Source organism: Vibrio sp. Vf1514, assembly GCF_052076135.1.
GTDB lineage: Bacteria > Pseudomonadota > Gammaproteobacteria > Enterobacterales > Vibrionaceae > Vibrio > Vibrio furnissii.
The window spans coordinates 56,826-75,210 of the sequence record NZ_CP197267.1 but is presented as its reverse complement, the minus strand read 5'-3'; the positions used below and the strand labels follow the sequence as shown (position 1 = coordinate 75,210).

Annotated in this window: 12 protein-coding genes and 5 tRNA genes; 5 read left to right on the top strand and 12 right to left on the bottom strand. The window is 50.8% G+C overall.

Going from position 1 to position 18,385, the window contains the following annotated elements; genetic code table 11:
* Positions 1-7: 7 nt before the first annotated feature.
* The 10 genes from ACS18Q_RS00370 to ACS18Q_RS00325 form a co-directional block, all read right to left on the bottom strand.
* Complete coding sequence (locus tag ACS18Q_RS00370; RefSeq protein ID WP_158141269.1) at positions 8-955, bottom strand: SPOR domain-containing protein; 948 nt, start codon at positions 953-955, stop codon at positions 8-10.
* A 124-nt stretch (positions 956-1,079) separates the two neighbouring features.
* On the bottom strand, positions 1,080-2,018 hold the full coding sequence (locus tag ACS18Q_RS00365) for an ABC transporter permease (protein WP_004728363.1): 939 nt from the start codon (positions 2,016-2,018) through the stop codon (positions 1,080-1,082).
* A gap of 2 nt (positions 2,019-2,020) precedes the next feature.
* Entirely contained in the window at positions 2,021-2,998 is a 978-nt protein-coding gene (locus tag ACS18Q_RS00360; protein ID WP_004728362.1) for an ABC transporter permease, read from the bottom strand.
* Between the two features lie 176 nt (positions 2,999-3,174).
* Positions 3,175-4,731, bottom strand: a complete 1,557-nt coding sequence (locus tag ACS18Q_RS00355) for an ABC transporter substrate-binding protein (RefSeq protein ID WP_004728361.1) — start codon at positions 4,729-4,731, stop codon at positions 3,175-3,177.
* A gap of 95 nt (positions 4,732-4,826) precedes the next feature.
* Entirely contained in the window at positions 4,827-6,542 is a 1,716-nt protein-coding gene (locus tag ACS18Q_RS00350) for a dipeptide ABC transporter ATP-binding protein (RefSeq protein WP_154180554.1), read from the bottom strand.
* Between the two features lie 1,481 nt (positions 6,543-8,023).
* Positions 8,024-8,100 (bottom strand) — tRNA-Pro (locus tag ACS18Q_RS00345).
* A 21-nt stretch (positions 8,101-8,121) separates the two neighbouring features.
* Positions 8,122-8,197 (bottom strand) — tRNA-His (locus tag ACS18Q_RS00340).
* 66 nt (positions 8,198-8,263) lie between these two features.
* Positions 8,264-8,340, bottom strand: a tRNA-Pro gene (locus ACS18Q_RS00335).
* A gap of 5 nt (positions 8,341-8,345) precedes the next feature.
* Positions 8,346-8,421: transfer RNA gene (locus ACS18Q_RS00330), tRNA-His, on the bottom strand.
* Positions 8,422-8,455: 34 nt separating this feature from the next.
* Positions 8,456-8,532, bottom strand: a tRNA-Arg gene (locus tag ACS18Q_RS00325).
* A 292-nt stretch (positions 8,533-8,824) separates the two neighbouring features.
* On the opposite strand from ACS18Q_RS00325, the gene ACS18Q_RS00320 reads away from it, so the two are divergent.
* On the top strand, positions 8,825-9,232 hold the full coding sequence (locus ACS18Q_RS00320; protein ID WP_004728358.1) for a c-type cytochrome: 408 nt from the start codon (positions 8,825-8,827) through the stop codon (positions 9,230-9,232).
* A 63-nt stretch (positions 9,233-9,295) separates the two neighbouring features.
* Here ACS18Q_RS00320 and rep read toward each other — a convergent pair whose 3' ends face one another.
* Entirely contained in the window at positions 9,296-11,311 is a 2,016-nt protein-coding gene (gene rep / locus ACS18Q_RS00315; protein WP_004728357.1) for a DNA helicase Rep, read from the bottom strand.
* Between the two features lie 138 nt (positions 11,312-11,449).
* On the opposite strand from rep, the gene ACS18Q_RS00310 reads away from it, so the two are divergent.
* The 4 genes from ACS18Q_RS00310 to ubiK all read left to right on the top strand — a co-directional run bounded on the left by ACS18Q_RS00310 (position 11,450) and on the right by ubiK (position 16,691).
* A complete protein-coding gene (locus tag ACS18Q_RS00310) occupies positions 11,450-12,058 on the top strand; it encodes a TetR/AcrR family transcriptional regulator (RefSeq protein WP_050780285.1) in 609 nt (202 codons plus the stop codon).
* 18 nt (positions 12,059-12,076) lie between these two features.
* Complete coding sequence (locus tag ACS18Q_RS00305) at positions 12,077-13,183, top strand: efflux RND transporter periplasmic adaptor subunit (protein ID WP_038152543.1); 1,107 nt, start codon at positions 12,077-12,079, stop codon at positions 13,181-13,183.
* Positions 13,184-13,194: 11 nt separating this feature from the next.
* Positions 13,195-16,317 (top strand): multidrug efflux RND transporter permease subunit, encoded by a 3,123-nt coding sequence (locus ACS18Q_RS00300; RefSeq protein WP_004728354.1) that lies wholly within the window; start codon positions 13,195-13,197, stop codon positions 16,315-16,317.
* A gap of 122 nt (positions 16,318-16,439) precedes the next feature.
* Complete coding sequence (gene ubiK / locus ACS18Q_RS00295) at positions 16,440-16,691, top strand: ubiquinone biosynthesis accessory factor UbiK (protein WP_004728353.1); 252 nt, start codon at positions 16,440-16,442, stop codon at positions 16,689-16,691.
* A 127-nt stretch (positions 16,692-16,818) separates the two neighbouring features.
* Here ubiK and ilvC read toward each other — a convergent pair whose 3' ends face one another.
* Entirely contained in the window at positions 16,819-18,303 is a 1,485-nt protein-coding gene (gene ilvC / locus ACS18Q_RS00290; RefSeq protein ID WP_004728352.1) for a ketol-acid reductoisomerase, read from the bottom strand.
* Between the last annotated feature and the right edge of the window lie 82 nt (positions 18,304-18,385).

Below are 18,385 nucleotides of genomic sequence, written 5' to 3'. Positions count from 1 at the left end.
CGTTCCGTTACTGAACACACAACACATTCAGCAGCGACGTGCCTTTGAGGTTGGTGATCTTGCCGTTGGTAAACAAACCTTTCTTGTTGAATCCCCAATAGGGCAAATAGACCGGCCACTGTTCGTTTTCCATCACTTTCGAGTTGAGCAGTTGCTTCCACTCCTCTTCGGTCGACAAACGCATGCCTTGGCTCCGGCACAGCTTTTCTGCCCCATCGTAGCTCAAACGGTTCCACGCCAAATTGTGTTCCATGTAGAACTGCACGTTGTCCGCCATGGTGTATGGCACTGCGTACGTGAGGCCATTCAACGTGGTTTGATGGCGCAGCAGTACATCGCCATTGGCCGCTTTGGGAGGCGTGGGGCGTGTTTGACTCGGTACCGTTGCGGTGGCCTTGACTGGCGCTGGCGCGGCTTGAACGGGCGCCGGTTGGGTCACTTTTTTCGGCGCTGCGGCGGGCGTACGGGGGGCTGCGGTCGCCGGTTTTTTCGCAACGGGCGCCGTCACCGAACCCGATTTTCGCACTTCACGGATAAAGGCTTCTTTGTAACCCGGCACACTGCGCACACCAGCGAGATCGCGTTTCGCTTTGGCATAATCGGTGTACGGACCAATTAAACACCGTTGGCCTTTGGCTTCCGGCTTCATCCATACATCGGTCGACATGTTTTGATACAGCACTTTGGCTTTGTCGACTGACAGCGGTTCCGCCAGCAAACCACACTGAATCCAGAAATTTGATTCCTTGCCTTTCGGGGCCGAGTTCCCCCATAAGCCTTGACCGATCGGACAAGCTTTATCCAGTACGGGCAACTGCTGACTTGATGCTTGTGTCGCATCGCACAGAAAATCCTTGGCGTGCGCCGGTAAAGTAACGAAAGGCACGGCACAACAAGACAGGCTTAATAGAACTCGATGGGTGACTTTAGGCATCACGACCACTCTCATATCCATGGTTATCCTATTCTAGTGACAATGGTTATGGCTCAATGTTCAGTGACAGATGCAAAAAAAGAGCCGTAATCACTTACGACTCTTAGTTTAGGTAGATTATATGAACAAAATCAATCGACTCTGATCAACCTTTGTAGATTTTTGGGTTAAATACATCACGCAACCAGTCGCCGAGTAGGTTGATCACCAACACCAGTGTCACCAGCACAATCCCCGGGAAGATGGTGATCCACCAAGACCCCGAGAAGATGTAGTTAAAACCGATACTGATCAGCGATCCAAGCGATGGTTGGTCGACCGGCAACCCCAATCCGAGGAAAGAAAGTGCCGCTTCCGACATGATGGCGTTTGCCACTTGCACAGTCGAGATCACGAGAATCGGTGACAAGCAGTTGGGCAGAATATGGCGGAACATGATGCGTGGCGATTTAAAGCCCATCACGCGTGCCGCTTCGACATACTCTTTCTTCTTCTCGGCCAATACCGACGCACGAATGGTCCGCGCATACTGCGGCCATTCCGCCACCCCGATGATCACCACCAGCATGATCACCGCGTATTCGCTGAAGAACTCACTGCCAAAACTGGCCTTGAAAATGGCCGAAACAATGATCGCCACCATCATGGTCGAGAACGACAACTGCACGTCCGCAAAACGCATCAGGAAGCTGTCGATACGGCCACCGAAGTAACCCGCAGACAAACCAATCACAATGCCGAGGAACAGTTGCAGCCCCACCGCCAAAAAGCCGATGGTCAGCGACAAACGTGAGCCGTACAGAATGGTGGATAAAATATCGCGCCCTTGGTTATCCGTCCCCAACAGGAAACGCGCGTCGCCATCTTCCATCCACGATGGCGGCAACTCGGAGTCCATGATGTCGATCGACGACAAATCATACGGGTTGGTCGGCGCCACCAGCGGCGACACCAAAGAGACCACCAGCACCACCATAAAGACAGCGAAGCTGAACATCGCCACTTTGTCGCGCAAGAAGTAGTACAGAAAATCCGATTGTTTAAAACGCTCCCAACGTGAAGGAGCAGCAGCTACTTGACTCATGATTATGCTCCTTTGCCAGTCAGGTTAACGGTTGGGTTGATGAGACCATACAGCAGGTCGACGATGGTGTTGGTCACCACAAAAATCAGGCCGACAAAAATGACGTAAGCGGTGATCAGCGGCGTATCCACTCGGTTAATCGCTTCAAGGAACAAAAAGCCGGTGCCCGGCCACTGGAAGACGGTCTCGGTCAAAATGGTGTAGGCCACCATGGTGCCGATTTGCACCCCACCGACCGTCAATACAGGCAGCATGGTGTTTTTCAACGCATGCTGATAGTAAATCTTGTTCATCGGCAAGCCTTTGGCGGTCGCGAACTTGATGTATTCCGAGCTCAGCACTTCGAGCATTTCCGCACGCACCAAGCGAATGAACAGTGGCAGCATGATGGAAGCCAGTGATACACACGGCAAAATGAGATGCGCCAAGCCATCGAGTGTAAAGTAGCCCGAATCCCAGCCCAGCCAGTTGGCGGTTTCACCCCGGCCGTAGGACGGTAGCCAGTTAAGCTCAATCGAGAACACATACATCAGCATAATGGCCGTCAGGAACACCGGGATCGAGATACCGATACTACTGCCCGCCATGATGAGTTTGGTAAAGAAGCTTTTCGGATGTATTGCCGAATACACCCCAAGCGGAATCGAACAGATAACAATGATTAACGAAGCCCCGAACACCAGTTCCAGCGTCGCCACCAATTTATCGAGAATCACTTCTACCGCAGGACGCTTGAAGAAGTAAGATGTGCCCAAGTCACCGTGCACTGCAGCGGTCACAAAACGAGCGTATTTAGTCACGAAAGGATCGTTGAGGCCCAGCTCATCACGCAGCGCTTGACGCTCTGCTTCCGAAACCGATTGACCGACAAGCTCACGCAGCGGATCGCCCAGGTTATCCTGAATGGCAAACGCCACCAAACTGATCACAAACATCACTATCAGTGCCTGAAACAGGCGCTTGACCAGAAACGAAAACATTCCTTGCCCCTTAACTTTCCATGAAAAATTCACCGCGGGTCAACGCACCGCCCATGAATTAAATTCAGTCTCAAAAATGGCACCTAACCCGACTGAAACAAAGTTAAGTACCAAAGCCGTCAACGGGCCTTTCAAGCCGAAGCTCGAAAGGCCTCATTCACGCAGTGTGTGCGAAATTACTCTTTCACGACCAAGTCACCGAAGTATGGGAATTCCATCGGGTTGACGATTGGTTTGATATCCAGTGTTGATTTCGCACCCCATGCGAGGTTCTGCCAGTGAAGTGGCACGAATGCCGCATCTTTGTACAGAATGCTTTCTACGTTTTGCAGCATTTGCGCACGTTTCGCCGGGTCAGTTTCTACGTTAGACGCTTCCACCAATTTGTCGACTTCTGGGTTCGAGTAATGACCACAGTTGTACTGACCTTTACCAGTCTCTTCGTTACGCGTCATGGTCAGGAATTCAGAGAAGTTCGCTGAATCCTCGGTGTCTGAGTGCCAGCCGATCATCAGCATGTCTGCCGCACATTTGTCGAACTCAGGCCAGTATTGCGCTTTTGGCATGGTTTTCAGGTCAACTTTGATGCCGATCTTAGACAGCATCGCAGACGCTGCTTGTGCCACTTTCGCATCGTTCACGTAACGGTTGTTCGGTGCGATCATGGTCAACGTGAAGCCTTTCTCGTAACCCGCTTCCTTCATCAGCGCTTTGGCTTTCTTCAGGTCGTAACGCGGCACCAGCTCAGGGTTGTAACCCGCGTAACCTTTCGGGCTCTGTTGACCGGCTGCTGTCGCAAAGCCTTTCATGATCTTGTCCACGATACCTTCATTGTTGATCGCGTAGACAATCGCCTGACGAACGCGCACATCTTTCAGCGCTTCGTTATTGGATTGGTTCATTTGGAACGAGATCAAACGCGTGCCCGGCAGGGTCACCAAATCAACGCCTTTCGCCGATTCCACACGTTTGTGATCGTTTGGCGCAACCGGGGCAATCATGTCCACGTCGCCAGACAGCAGCGCTGCCACGCGAGTCGCGTCTTCTTTGATTGGCACCAGTTTCAGGTGATCCACGTTGCCTTTGGAATCTTTATCCCAGTAATCTTTGAAGCGTTCAAAGTCCACTTTGACGCCCTGTTCACGTTGCGTCACGATGAACGGACCGGTACCCGAAATGTGCGTAGAAGCGAACGAGTTACCGTGCTTCACGATTTCGCTCTTGTCTTTGCCGTCTTCAGTCTTGCCCGTGTAGAACTTGCTGTCCATTGGGAAGATGTAAGTGGCCGTTTGCAGCACCAGCGGATACGCGCCTTTTGACACCAAATCAACGGTGTTAGCATCCACTTTCACCATCTTCTCGTACGGTTCAAAAATCGCTTTAAAATCAGGAGAGTTCTGCAGGCGGTCAAACGTCCACACCACATCATCTGCAGTCATGGTGTTGCCCGAATGGAATTTCACACCTTCACGCAGGTGGAAACGGACGGTTTTGTCATCCAAACGTTCCCAGCTGGTCGCCAGGCGAGGTTCAAAATCCAGATCTTGCGTGTAACGAACAAGTGGATCAAACACCATGTGAGACAGTTGCAGCGTACCGCCAGACAGCTGTTCATGTGGGTCAAGAGACACTGGGTCTGCGTCGTAAGCCACTGTGATGTCTGCAGCACTTGCCGCAAAGCTCAAGCCAGCTGCCATTAAAGCCACTGCTAGTTTGCTTTTCATGGTTTTCATTGCATAACTCCTTATGCGGGAATCCGAATCCCTAGTTGTTGTATTTGCTTCTGTTTATCAATCCCCATTCCAATGAATGGGTAATCCGATACGGCTTATGCCGTTTTTACATCTTCTCTCAAGCCTGTAAATTCAGGCATCAAGGAAATCAGTTGCTTGCTGTATTCATGCGACGGTGAATTAAAGAGCTGTTCGGTCGGTGCCACTTCCAGCAACGTACCCATCTTCATCACACCCACGCGATCACACATCTGGCGAATCACGGGTAAATCGTGACTGATAAACAGCATGGTCAAATTCAGCTCATCCTGAAGGTCTTTCAGCAGGTTAAGAATTTGCGCCTGAACGGACACGTCCAGCGCTGACGTCGGTTCATCACAAATCAGCAGACGCGGACGCGTCGCCAGCGCACGTGCAATCGAAATACGTTGACGCTGACCGCCCGAAAATTCATGAGGATACTTCACGCCCGATTGACGCCCCAAACCCACATGATCCAACAGATCGTTCACGATCTGGCGAGTTTCCGCTTCGTTACGTGTCAATTTGTGGAAACGAATCGGCTCGGCAATGATGTCGAAAATCTTCATGCGCGGATTCATGGACGTGTATGGGTTCTGGAACACCATCTGCATCTGACGACGCATCGGACGCCGCTCTTTCTCGGATTTCATCGCCGTGAGGTCGATGCCTTCAAAGGTCACGCGACCATCATTCGGTTCATACAACCCCGCGATTACACGCGCAATGGTCGATTTACCCGAACCCGATTCTCCCACCAAACCAAAAGTTTCGCCTTCAAACACTTCAAAACTTACGTCGTTTGACGCCTGAACATACTCCCGGCGGCTTTCAAACAGCGAGTCTTTGGTCACAAAACGCAGGTTCACATGTTCAACGTTCAGTAGCGGGCCGGTGTATTGGCGCTGATCCTGACTCTGACCCAACCAGTGATTTTTGATATCCAGTGATTGATGATCGCCCACATCTTCGATGTAGGTCACCAGCGGGAAGCGATCCAGTTTGATGTCTGAACGTGGCACGGCCGAAATCAGGCTGCGCGTGTAGGGGTGATCGGGGTCGCCCAGCACTTTGGCGGTTGGGCCAAATTCCACCAGCTCCCCGCGATACATCACCGCCACGCGGTCCGTAACGTTCGACACCACGCCCATATCATGCGTCACCAGCATACAGCCCACATTGTTTTGAATGCACAGCTCGCGAATCAGGCTCAAGATTTGGTCCTGAATGGACACATCCAGCGCGGTGGTGGGTTCATCAGCGATGATCAGATCCGGCTCGCCCGCCAGCGCAATGGCAATCACCACACGCTGACGCATGCCGCCTGAAAATTGGTGCGGGTACTGTTTCAGACGGTTTTCCGGTTGAGGAATCCCCACCTGTTGCATCAGAGACAGCGCCCGTTGGTACGCCTCATCATCACTCACCTTCATGTTGGCGTGAATGGTCTCTTTGAGCTGCTGCTCGACGGTAAACAGTGGGTTTAAAGACGTCATTGGGTCTTGGAAGATGAAGCCAATTTTAGATCCACGAACCGCGCGCATCTTGTCTGCGGACAAACCGGAGATTTTTTGGCCATCAAGGAACACCTCGCCTCCGGCGATGGTTCCCGGTGGGCTGAGCAAGTCGATGATGGCATTGCCCACCGTCGATTTACCCGCGCCAGATTCGCCAACCACACCCACGATTTCACCGCGTTCAATGTTGAATGACAGCGATTTCACCGCGGCATGGACGCCGTGACGTGACGGATATTCAATACGAAGGTTTTTAACTTCTAAAAGTGACATCTAACCAGACCTCTACTGCTTCGGCAGTTTTCTGCCCTGTCTGAGACTCACGGCGCACGACCTGAATTGGTCGTCTCACCACGAGTACAAGTGAATCCATTCTTACCAGTACATTATTCTGGCAATTTACAAGGTCATCAATTTGGCAAATATTTCACAGAAAAGCAACATTGAGAGGATAAAAAATCGATAACGGCCAAAAATAAAGCAGCTTTGTCGAATTGTTATGCATTTAAATTACATATATAAATAATCAAAGCCGTTTCTAGCACGCCAATTCATACCGATTCATATAGTTTTAAACTCTATATTCCGAGTAAATATAAAAATATTGTAAATAGGACTGTACGCATATTTGTTCACAATTATGCAAACAATGACTTTTAACAATAAAGAAACAACCGCCAAGTGAAATCCATTACCTAAGCGTTAGATCTTGGAATTAAAATCAAAAACCAGTGTATAAAACCAAACTTTCAAAACTAATTAGCATGATTATCGAGAACTATCTAAAACAAAAAAGCAGGGATTTCACCGTCACCACGACCCAACACTCGCCATTCGCGGTTCACTCGACTCATAGAGCTTAGATGGCTTTCAGGCGTCGCAAACGCATAAAACCAGAAAATGCCAAATGAACCACAGAAACAGCACCATTCCCTGACATCGATAAAATTAATCACCGCTAAGCGCATGCCATTCCGGCATCTTCGTGACGGATGCCCCCACCTCATCGCCCCGCAAACGGTGGACGCTCGCACCCAGGAAAACCTTTTCACTACCATCACGCTCGTTGCCACGCCGCATTCAAGCCGAGCTCACCAGTGAGTGCACCAATGCGCTACCAAGTATCTAAACCACACATGCAAATGCAAAAAAGCCCCGTCATGTCTGACGAAGCTTTGAATAACGGCCGGTGAACGGGGATTCGATCGGACTGGCGCTCCAGCCCACGACCCGAGCGTGATGAAAGCGAACTCAGCTTCCAGCTTCCAAACTACAAACGTAAAAAAGCCCCGTCATTTCTGACGCGGCTCTGAATCATGGCCGGTGAACGAGGATTCGATCGGACTGGCGCTCCAGCCCACGACCCGCGCCTGCTAAAATCAAACGCAGCCTCCAAGTGCCCAAGCTTCCAACATCCAAATTACAATTGCAAAAAAGCCCCGTCATTTCTGACGAGGCTTTGAATGGTGGTCGGTGAACGGGGATTCGATCGGACTGGCGCTCCAGCCCACGACCCGCGCCTGCTAAAAGCAAACTCAGCCTCCAAGTGCCCAAGCTTCCAACATCCAAATTACAAATGCAAAAAAGCCCCGTCATTTCTGACGAGGCTTTGAATGATGGTCGGTGAATGAGGATTCGATCGGACTGGCGCTCCAGCCCACGACTCGCGCCTGCTAAAAGCAAACGCAGCTTCCAACATCCTACAAATTACAAATGCAAAAAAGCCCCGTCATTTCTGACGAGGCTTTGAATGGTGGTCGGTGAAGAGGGATTCGAACCCCCGACCCTCTGGTCCCAAACCAGATGCGCTACCAAACTGCGCTATTCACCGAGCTTTTATTCTTTAAAAGAATGGGGTGGCTAACGGGATTCGAACCCGCGACAACCGGAATCACAATCCGGGACTCTACCAACTGAGCTATAGCCACCATCAATTTGTGTAACCGGCTGCTTGCCGAACTAGTCACGCGATTAAAGCCTAACTAGATAAAGAGTGGTCGGTGAAGAGGGATTCGAACCCCCGACCCTCTGGTCCCAAACCAGATGCGCTACCAAACTGCGCTATTCACCGACAAATGGGGTGGCTAACGGGATTCGAACCCGCGACAACCGGAATCACAATCCGGGACTCTACCAACTGAGCTATAGCCACCACTATCAATTGTTACCGATCTTCCTCCGGGAAATGGCGCGCCCGAAAGGATTCGAACCTTCGACCTTTGGCTCCGGAGGCCAACGCTCTATCCAGCTGAGCTACGGGCGCATGCCCTATCGGCGGAGTGGAATAATACGGATATCCCCCAAGGGCGTCTAGTACTTTTTCAACTTTTTTTATCGTTTGGCGTCTTTTTCGTCAGTTAGTTGCCAATAACCCCACACAAAGGATGTGACTAAGCCCCTGAAGATCGCAACTTGTTGTTTATTGCAACAACTTATCGGGATATAATCACCCAATATTTACATTGATTTAACAGCTTTGATCGCTTTTTAAATCGCCCTACGCTAAATAATAATTGGGTAAGCAGCACTTACCTTTGGAATGTAAAGTGAGTTTAATGGATATGTCTCGATCAGTCTTAAGCGTATTGTTCGCTGCACTAACCTTTTCTACTGCAGCATTTGCCACCAGCCAAGCCGATTACGACGCCATTGCCGAACGCATCAAACCCGTTGGGGATGTGTACTTGGCGGGCAGTGAACCGGTTGTCGCTGAACCGACCGGACCTCGTGATGGCGCTAAAGTTTATGGCACATTTTGTATTGCCTGTCACGCATCTGGCGTCAGTGGCGCGCCCATCAAAGGTAACGCCGGTGATTGGGCTCCGCGTATTGCACAAGGGAAAGACGTCTTGCAACAACACGCGATTAACGGTCTGAACCTGATGCCGCCACGAGGCACATGTATGGATTGTAGCGATGATGAAATCATGGCTGCCATCGAGCACATGATTGAAGGTTTGTAAGTAGACCAGACACAAAAAAGGCTTGGAGATTCCAAGCCTTTTTTATTCACGTGCGGTCGCCAATCACTTCTTAAACATGGCGCGAATGTTGGCAATGTGTGCCTGACCTTTGGCCATTCGCTCTTCTTGCGACAGCGGTTTTTTCTTCACTTCCCATTCGACATCGTCAAACGGCAGCTCATCCAAAAAGCGGCTCTGCGTCGGCTTGAGCAATTCACCAAACTGGCGCCGCTCTTTGCACATCACAAATGTCAGTTCCCGCTGCGCCCGAGTAATACCCACGTACATCAAACGGCGTTCTTCCTCGACGTTATCTTCATCAATGCTGGTTTGATGGGGCAAAATGCCCTCTTCCGCACCAATCAAATACACATACGGAAACTCCAACCCTTTGGAAGCATGCAGCGTCATCAGTTGCACCGCGTCGCTGTCGTCATCTTCTTCACCGCGCTCCATCATGTCGCGCAGGGTGAGGCGTTGCACCACCTCTTTGAGGGTTTTCTCTTCCTGATCGTAATTGTCACCTTCCAAATCCGCCACAATCCACGAGTAGAGATCCGAGACGTTTTTCATCCGCATCTCCGCCGCTTTAGCGCTGGAGGAGGTTTCGTACAACCAGTCTTCGTAATGAATGTCACGCACCAACGAACGCACCGCATCGACGGTATTACCCCGTTCGGCATTGTCGGCGATCGCCACCAACCATTGGGTAAAACGGCGCAAATTCTCCAAACCACGACCGGACAGGTGCTGCTCCAACCCCAACTCAAAACTGCACTCAAACAAGCTTTTGCCACGCATGTTGGCGTAACTACCCAGTTTTTCTAGGGTCGCTGGCCCAATCTCACGCCGCGGCGTGTTCACAATACGCAAGAACGCGTTGTCATCGTCCGGATTCACCAACACGCGCAGATAAGCCATGATGTCTTTAATTTCAGCGCGCGAAAAGAACGAGGTGCCGCCGGAGAGCTTGTACGGCACGCGGTTCTGCATCAAGGATTTTTCAATCAAGCGTGACTGATGGTTCCCGCGATACAAAATCGCATAATCACGATATTCGGTTCGGTTGAGGAATTTGTGCGCGATGATCTCCGCCGTCACTTTTTCCGCTTCGTGATCCTCATTATTCGCCAGCACGACTTTGAGTTTTTCTCCGTCGGGAATCTCGGAAAACAGTGACTTCTCATACACGTGCGGGTTGTTGGCGATCAAAATGTTCGCCGCGCGCAAAATCCGACTGGTGGAGCGGTAGTTCTGTTCCAGTTTAATCAAACGCAGATTCGGAAAATCTTGGCCAAGCAACACCAGGTTTTGGGGCTTCGCGCCGCGCCATGAGTAAATCGACTGGTCATCATCCCCCACCACGGTTAAACGGCCACGCTCCCCAACCAACAATTTCACTAGCTCATATTGACTGGAGTTGGTGTCTTGGTATTCGTCGACCAACAGGTAACGAATGCGGTTGCGCCAACGCTGACGCACCTCATCATGATGACGCAACAGCAGCACCGGCATCAAAATCAAGTCGTCAAAATCGAGTGCGTTGTACGCCTGCATCTGCTTTTGATACATCTCGTAGCAAAACGCAAACAGTTGCTGCTGCTCACCCTGCGCCTGCGCTTTGGCCTGCTCCGGCGACAGCATGTCGTTCTTCCAATTGGAGATGGTGCTCGTCAATTGGCGCAGCAAATCCTTGTCGCCATCGAGCTGTTTTTCGGTCAGCTCTTTGAGCAGGGCCAACTGGTCCTGATCATCAAACAGCGAGAAACCCGCTTTTAAGCCCAGCTGTTTGTATTCGCGACGAATGATGTTGAGCCCCAGAGTATGGAAAGTCGAAACCATCAAACCACGGGATTCGGCTTTCCCCAATGTTTGACCCACGCGCTCTTTCATTTCTCGCGCGGCTTTATTGGTAAACGTCACGGCTGCGATATGGCGCGCCTTGTAGTCACACTGCTGAACCAAATAGGCAATTTTATTGGTGATTACTCGAGTCTTGCCCGAGCCAGCCCCCGCCAAAACCAGGCACGGACCGGATACGTATTTCACGGCTTCATCTTGTCTTGGATTCAGCTTCATGTTGCTCTCTGGGTCTGCTTATTCAAGCTGCTAATGATAATGCCCGTCGGCGCTGCTTTCCACACAAAGAAAAAACCGTGGCTTTATTTTTACTGCACATTTGTGTTGCAAAAAGGAGCAGAATATAAGCTATAATGGATGAACGTTCATTCACTACGGAATTTTTCTGTGCCTGATCAACTAACTGACAAGCGACTGGCGATTCTTGAATCGGCGGAAACCCTGATTGCAGAATTGGGGTTTCGTGGTTTGTCGATGCACAAATTAGCGAGAAAAGCCGATGTAGCCGCAGGAACGTTGTATCGCTACTTCGACGATAAGGAACATCTGCTGCGTGAAGTGCGTTTACATGTCAGTCGCCGAATTGCGGATGCTGTGCAGGACAATGTCAGCGATGACATGCCGCTGAAACAGCGTTTTCGTACCATGTGGCTGAACATCTGGAGTTTGGCGAACTCGGACAGTGATCTGATTTGCAACTATGTTCAATATGAATCATTACCCACAACAACTGGTTGCAACATTAAGGAACTTGAGAGGAAAATGTTTACCAAAGTCGATTTGCTGTTCGATCAAGGTAAAGCACAAGGCTTATTCAAACCGCTGGATAATCAAATCCTCGCGGCGCTAAGTTTTGAAACGACTGTCGCCTTGGCGCAAAAACATGCGTCCGGCTTGTACCAACTAAGCAACGACGACCTTCAGGCAGTAATTGAAGCCTGTTGGGACACAATCATTCAACACTAAACTGGGGTTCTCACTAGAATGAAAAAGTGGACATTCTTCATGATACTTATCGTGATTCTGCTGTTTGGCAGCGTGATAGGTTTCAATTTGTTTAAGCAAAAGAAAATTGCTGAATACATGGCCAATCGCCCTGAAGCAGAATTTCCAATCACAGTGACCGAAGTGAAACCTGTGGATTGGATTCCGGTCATTGATGCCATCGGCTTTATTGAACCCAATCAGGGCGTCACGCTGACGACAGAAACCAGCGGTGTCATCGACCAAATCACCTTTGAGTCAGGCACACAAGTGACTCAAGGCCAACCACTGGTCATGCTGGATTCCGACGTCGAGAAAGCGAACCTGAAAAGTTCTCAGGCCCGCTTACCGGCAGCGAAAGCCAAATACGAACGCTACAAAGGTCTGTACGCAAAAGGCTCCATTTCTAAAGAATCATTTGATGATGCCGAAGCGAATTACTACTCCTTGTCTGCCGACATCGAAAGCCTGAAAGCCTCGATTGCCCGTCGCGAAATCAAAGCGCCATTTGCTGGCGTGGTCGGTATTCGTAATGTTTACCTGGGTCAGTACTTGCAACCGGGCACCGACATCGTGCGTCTGGAAGACACCAGCGTGATGCGTTTACGTTTTACCGTGCCACAAACAGACATTTCGCGCATTTCGATGGGTCAGGACGTGAACATTTTTGTCGATGCGTACCCAGCCACTTCGTTCCACGGCTCGATCACGGCCATTGAACCGGCAGTGAGCGTGCAAAGTGGTCTGATTCAAGTGCAAGCCGATATTCCAAACAGCGACGGGAAGCTGCGCAGCGGTATGTTTGCGCGCGCCAGCATCATTCTGCCGAAACTGGAAAATCAGGTCACGCTGCCACAAACCGCAATCACCTTTACACTGTACGGCAACAACGTGTTTGTTGTGACCGAAGAAGATGGCGTGAAACGCGTGCAGCAGCATGTGGTGAAAGTGGGTGAGCGAACCAAAGACATTGCCCACATTCTTGATGGCGTGAAAGCCGGCGATGTGGTGGTGACCTCAGGTCAGGTTCGTTTAAGTAATGGCGCCAAAGTTCGCATTGTCGAAAGCAATGCAACAACGCCTCCTGCTGAAACCCCAATGCTGTAAGCGGAGGATGTATGCGCTTTACTGATGTTTTTATTAAACGTCCGGTACTCGCGATTTCGATCAGCTTTTTGATTGCGCTGCTTGGTTTGCAAGCGGTGTTCAAAATGCAGGTCAGTGAATATCCGGAAATGACCAATACGGTGATTACCGTCAGTACCAGTTATTACGGTGCGAGTGCCGATCTGATTCAAGGCTTTATTACCCAGCCTTTGGAACAGGCGGTTGCTCAGGCCGATAACATCGACTACATGACGTCGCAATCCGTCTTGGGGACTTCGAAAATCACGGTCAACATGAAGCTCAACACCGATCCGAATGCGGCGTTGTCTGACGTGCTGGCCAAAACCAACTCGGTGCGCTCTCAGCTTCCTAAAGAAGCGGAAGACCCAACAGTGACCATGTCGACCGGTTCCACCACCGCGGTTCTCTACATCGGCTTTACCAGTAATGAACTGGATTCGAGTCAGATCACCGATTACCTGCAACGTGTAACCAACCCTCAGCTGTACTCGATCAACGGGATTTCCAGTATCGATCTGTACGGTGGTCTGAAATACGCCCTGCGCGTGTGGCTCGACCCAGCCAAAATGGCTGCGTTTAACCTGACCGCCACCGACGTGATGAGTGTTCTGAGTGCCAACAACTACCAATCGGCTACCGGTCAAGCGATAGGCGAATTCGTGCTGTTTAACGGTAGTGCCGATACGCAAGTCTCGAACGTCGACGAGCTGAAAAGTCTGGTGGTGAAAACCGAAGACGGGAACGTGACTCGTCTGGGCGACATTGCCAACGTGACATTGGCGAAAAGCCACGACACATACCGGGCGAGTGCCAACGGCCAAGAAGCGGTGGTTGCCGCAATCAACGCTGCGCCCAGTGCAAACCCAATCAACATCGCCAAAGATGTGTTGGAGATCTTGCCAGAGCTACAACGCAACATGCCAAGCAACATCAAGATGAACGTGTTGTATGACTCCACCGTTGCGATCAACGAATCGATTCATGAAGTGATTAAAACCATCATCGAAGCGGCAGTGATCGTTCTGGTGGTGATCACTTTGTTCCTGGGTTCGTTCCGCGCCGTGATCATTCCTATCGTCACCATTCCGCTGTCGCTGATTGGTGTGGCGATGGTGATGCAGGCGATGGGCTTCTCCTGGAACTTGATGACCCTGCTGGCGATGGTACTCGCCATCGGCTTGGTGGTGGATGATGCGATCGTGGTGCTGGAAAACGTCGACCGTCATATCAAGGCAGGCGAATCCCCATTCCGCGCCGCGATTATCGGGACGCGTGAAATCGCCGTGCCCGTGATTGCCATGACGCTCACGCTGGGTGCAGTATACGCGCCTATCGCGCTGATGGGCGGGATCACCGGGTCGCTGTTTAAAGAGTTTGCCCTCACGCTGGCCGGTTCCGTGTTTGTGTCCGGTATTATCGCACTGACGCTGTCGCCGATGATGTGTTCAAAAATGCTCAAAGCGAATGAAAAACCGAATCGCTTTGAACAGAAAGTGCACCACGTGCTGGACAAAATGACTAACCGCTATGAAAAAATGCTGCGTGCGGTCATGCAACACCGACCGGTGGTCATTGCGTTTGCGATCATCGTGTTTGGTAGCTTGCCGGTGCTGTTCAAGTTCATTCCAAGTGAACTGGCACCATCGGAAGATAAAGGCGTGGTCATGCTGCTGGGTACCGGTCCATCCAATGCGAACTTGGATTACCTGTCCAACACCATGGCGGATGTGAACAAGATTCTCTCCGATCAGCCAGAAGTGCAATTTGCGCAGGTCTTCACCGGGGTGCCAGATTCCAACCAAGCGTTTGGTATCGCGTCAATGGTCCCTTGGAGCCAGCGTGAAGCGAGCCAGGCTGAAGTGACCACACGCGTGGGTAACTTGGTGAAAGACATTCCGGGGATGGCAGTCACCGCCTTCCAGATGCCGGAATTGCCGGGTGCAGGTTCAGGCCTGCCGATTCAGTTTGTCATCACGACGCCCAACGCATTTGAGAGCTTGTTTACCATTGCAACCGACGTGCTGACCGAAGTTCAAAACAGTCCGCTGTTTGTGTACTCCAACTTGGATTTGAACTACGACTCGGCCACGATGAAAATCAACATCGATAAGGACAAAGCCGGCGCGTATGGTGTCACCATGCAAGACATCGGTGTCACGCTCGGCACCATGATGGCGGACGGTTACGTCAACCGTATCGACCTGAACGGCCGTTCGTACGAAGTGATTCCACAGGTTGAACGTAAATGGCGCTTGAACCCAGAGTCGATGAACAATTACTACGTTCGCGGCGCAGATGGGCAAGCGGTGCCGCTGGGTAGCTTGATCAACATTGATGTCGTGGCTGAGCCGCGTGCGCTGCCACACTTCAACCAGTTGAACTCAGCAACCGTAGGAGCGGTTCCATCGCCCGGCACTGCCATGGGGGATGCCATCGCGTGGTTCGAGAACATCGCTGATACCAAACTGCCGAAAGGGTACAATCACGATTACATGGGTGAAGCCCGTCAGTACGTGACCGAAGGCAGCGCGTTGTATGCCACGTTTGGTCTGGCCCTGGCGATCATCTTCTTGGTGCTGGCGATTCAGTTTGAATCACTCAAAGACCCGATCGTGATCATGGTGTCGGTGCCACTTGCCATTTGTGGTGCATTGATTGCGCTGGCGTGGGGGATGGCAACCATGAACATTTACTCGCAGGTCGGTTTGATTACCCTCGTGGGTCTGATCACCAAGCACGGTATTTTGATTTGTGAAGTGGCCAAAGAAGAGCAGTTGCACAACAAACTCAATCGTATTGATGCCGTCATGGCGGCGGCTAAAGTGCGTCTGCGTCCGATTCTGATGACCACCGCAGCGATGATTGCAGGTCTGATCCCGTTGATGTACGCCACCGGTGCCGGTGCCGCGCAGCGTTTCAGTATCGGGATTGTCATCGTCGCTGGTCTGGCGATCGGGACCATCTTTACCCTGTTCGTCCTGCCAGTGATTTACAGCTACTTGGCAGAGAAACACAAACCGCTGCCTGTGTTTGTCGAAGACAAAGACTTGGAGAAACTGGCCCGAGTTGATGAAGCGAAAGCCGCACAACGCCAACTGGCAGAGAACAAGTAAATCACTAAAGAGTTTCTGACTCACAAAAGGCCACTTCGGTGGCCTTTTTTATGGTCGCAATTAACGACATTCCACGACGAATTGCATAGAATGAGCGGAATAAATATAGGAGTGAAAACCGCATGTTTGATCCAAAAAAACTTGAGCAAATTGCCAAGCAGATTCACGAATCCATGCCTCAGCCAGTGAAAGAGCTGGGTGCGGACGTGGAACAAAAAGTGCGCCAAGTGATTCAAGGACAGTTGAATAAACTGGATGTTGTTAGCCGCGAAGAGTTCGACGTTCAAACTCAAGTCCTGCTGCGCACACGTCAAAAACTGACCGAGATGGAAGCCAAGCTCGCCGAGCTGGAAGCTAAACTGGCGGATAAATAAGGCCATTCGGCCAGAATGTCATTGGCAGCGGATACGCTGAATATATAAAGGGCTTAGTCTTGCGACTAAGCCCTTTTTCTTTTTTATGTTGTTGTGTTTGCTTTTGTAATTCTTTTAAGCCGAGTGATTAATCACCCACTGCGATGCGCTTCATGTCTTTCATGTAGCCACGCAGTTCTTCACCGATATATTCCACAGGGTGGTTGCGGATGATGCTGTTCACTTCAATCAGCGTCGCGTTATCCACTTGATTTGATGTTTCACCCAAGCCTTTACCAATCACGTCCGTGCCGACGTTTGGCATGAACTTCTCACGCAGCAGCGGCGTCGCAACGTTAGCGAACAGGTAGTTGCCGTATTCCGCCGTATCAGAGATCACCACGTTCATTTCGTACAGACGCTTACGAGCGATGGTGTTCGCAATCAGTGGCAATTCGTGCAGTGATTCATAGTACGCCGACTCATCAATGATGCCAGATGCCGTCATCGCTTCAAAGGCCAGTTCAACCCCAGCGCGAACCATCGCAATCATCAGAATGCCATTGTCGAAGTACTCTTGTTCTGCGATCTTCACGTCCGTTGCTGGGTAGTTTTCAAACGCTGTTTCCGCCGTTTCTGCACGCCAGCCCAGTAGGTTCACGTCATCGTTCGCCCAGTCGGCCATCATGGTGCTTGAGAAGTGACCCGAGATGATGTCATCCATGTGTTTGTTGTATAGTGGACGCAACAGATCTTTCAGCTCTTCAGACAGTTCAAACGCTTTGATTTTCGCCGGATTCGACAGACGATCCATCATGTGCGTGATGCCACCAAACTTCAGCGCTTCAGTCACGGTTTCCCAACCAAATTGCAGTAGTTTACCGGCGTAACCTGGTTCGATACCGTCAGCAATCATTTTCTCGTAACACACGATAGAACCGGCTTGCAGCATGCCACACAGGATGGTTTGCTCACCCATCAGGTCCGATTTCACTTCCGCAACGAACGAGGATTCCAGACAACCCGCACGGTGACCGCCAGTTGCAGCAGCCCATGCTTTCGCGATATCCCAACCTTCACCTTTTGGATCGTTTTCTGGGTGAACCGCAATCAGTGTTGGCACACCAAAGCCACGTTTGTACTCTTCACGCACTTCCGTACCTGGACATTTTGGCGCCACCATCACAACCGTCAGGTCTGGACGAATTTGCATGCCTTCTTCCACGATGTTGAAGCCGTGTGAGTAACCCAGTGCTGCACCTTGTTTCATCAATGGCATCACCGTTTCAACCACATTAGAGTGTTGTTTATCTGGCGTGAGGTTAACTACGAGGTCAGCTTGTGGAATCAGATCTTCATAGCTACCAACCACAAAGCCGTTGTCTTTGGCGTTTTTGTACGACTGACGCTTTTCATCGATTGCCGCTTGGCGCAAAGCATAAGCAACGTCCAGACCCGAATCACGCATGTTCAGACCTTGGTTCAGGCCTTGAGCACCACACCCCACGATGACGACTTTCTTGCCTTTCAGGTAATCTGCTTCGGTTGCAAATTCTTCACGCGCCATAAAGCGGCAGCGGCCAAGTTGATCAAGTTGTTCACGTAAGTTTAGCGTATTGAAATAGTTAGCCATGAGGGTGCTCCTTTATCGTTATTCCATTAGGCCGGTGGCTCTGCACCGAATGAATTCATACTAAAACAGACATTCAGTTGCT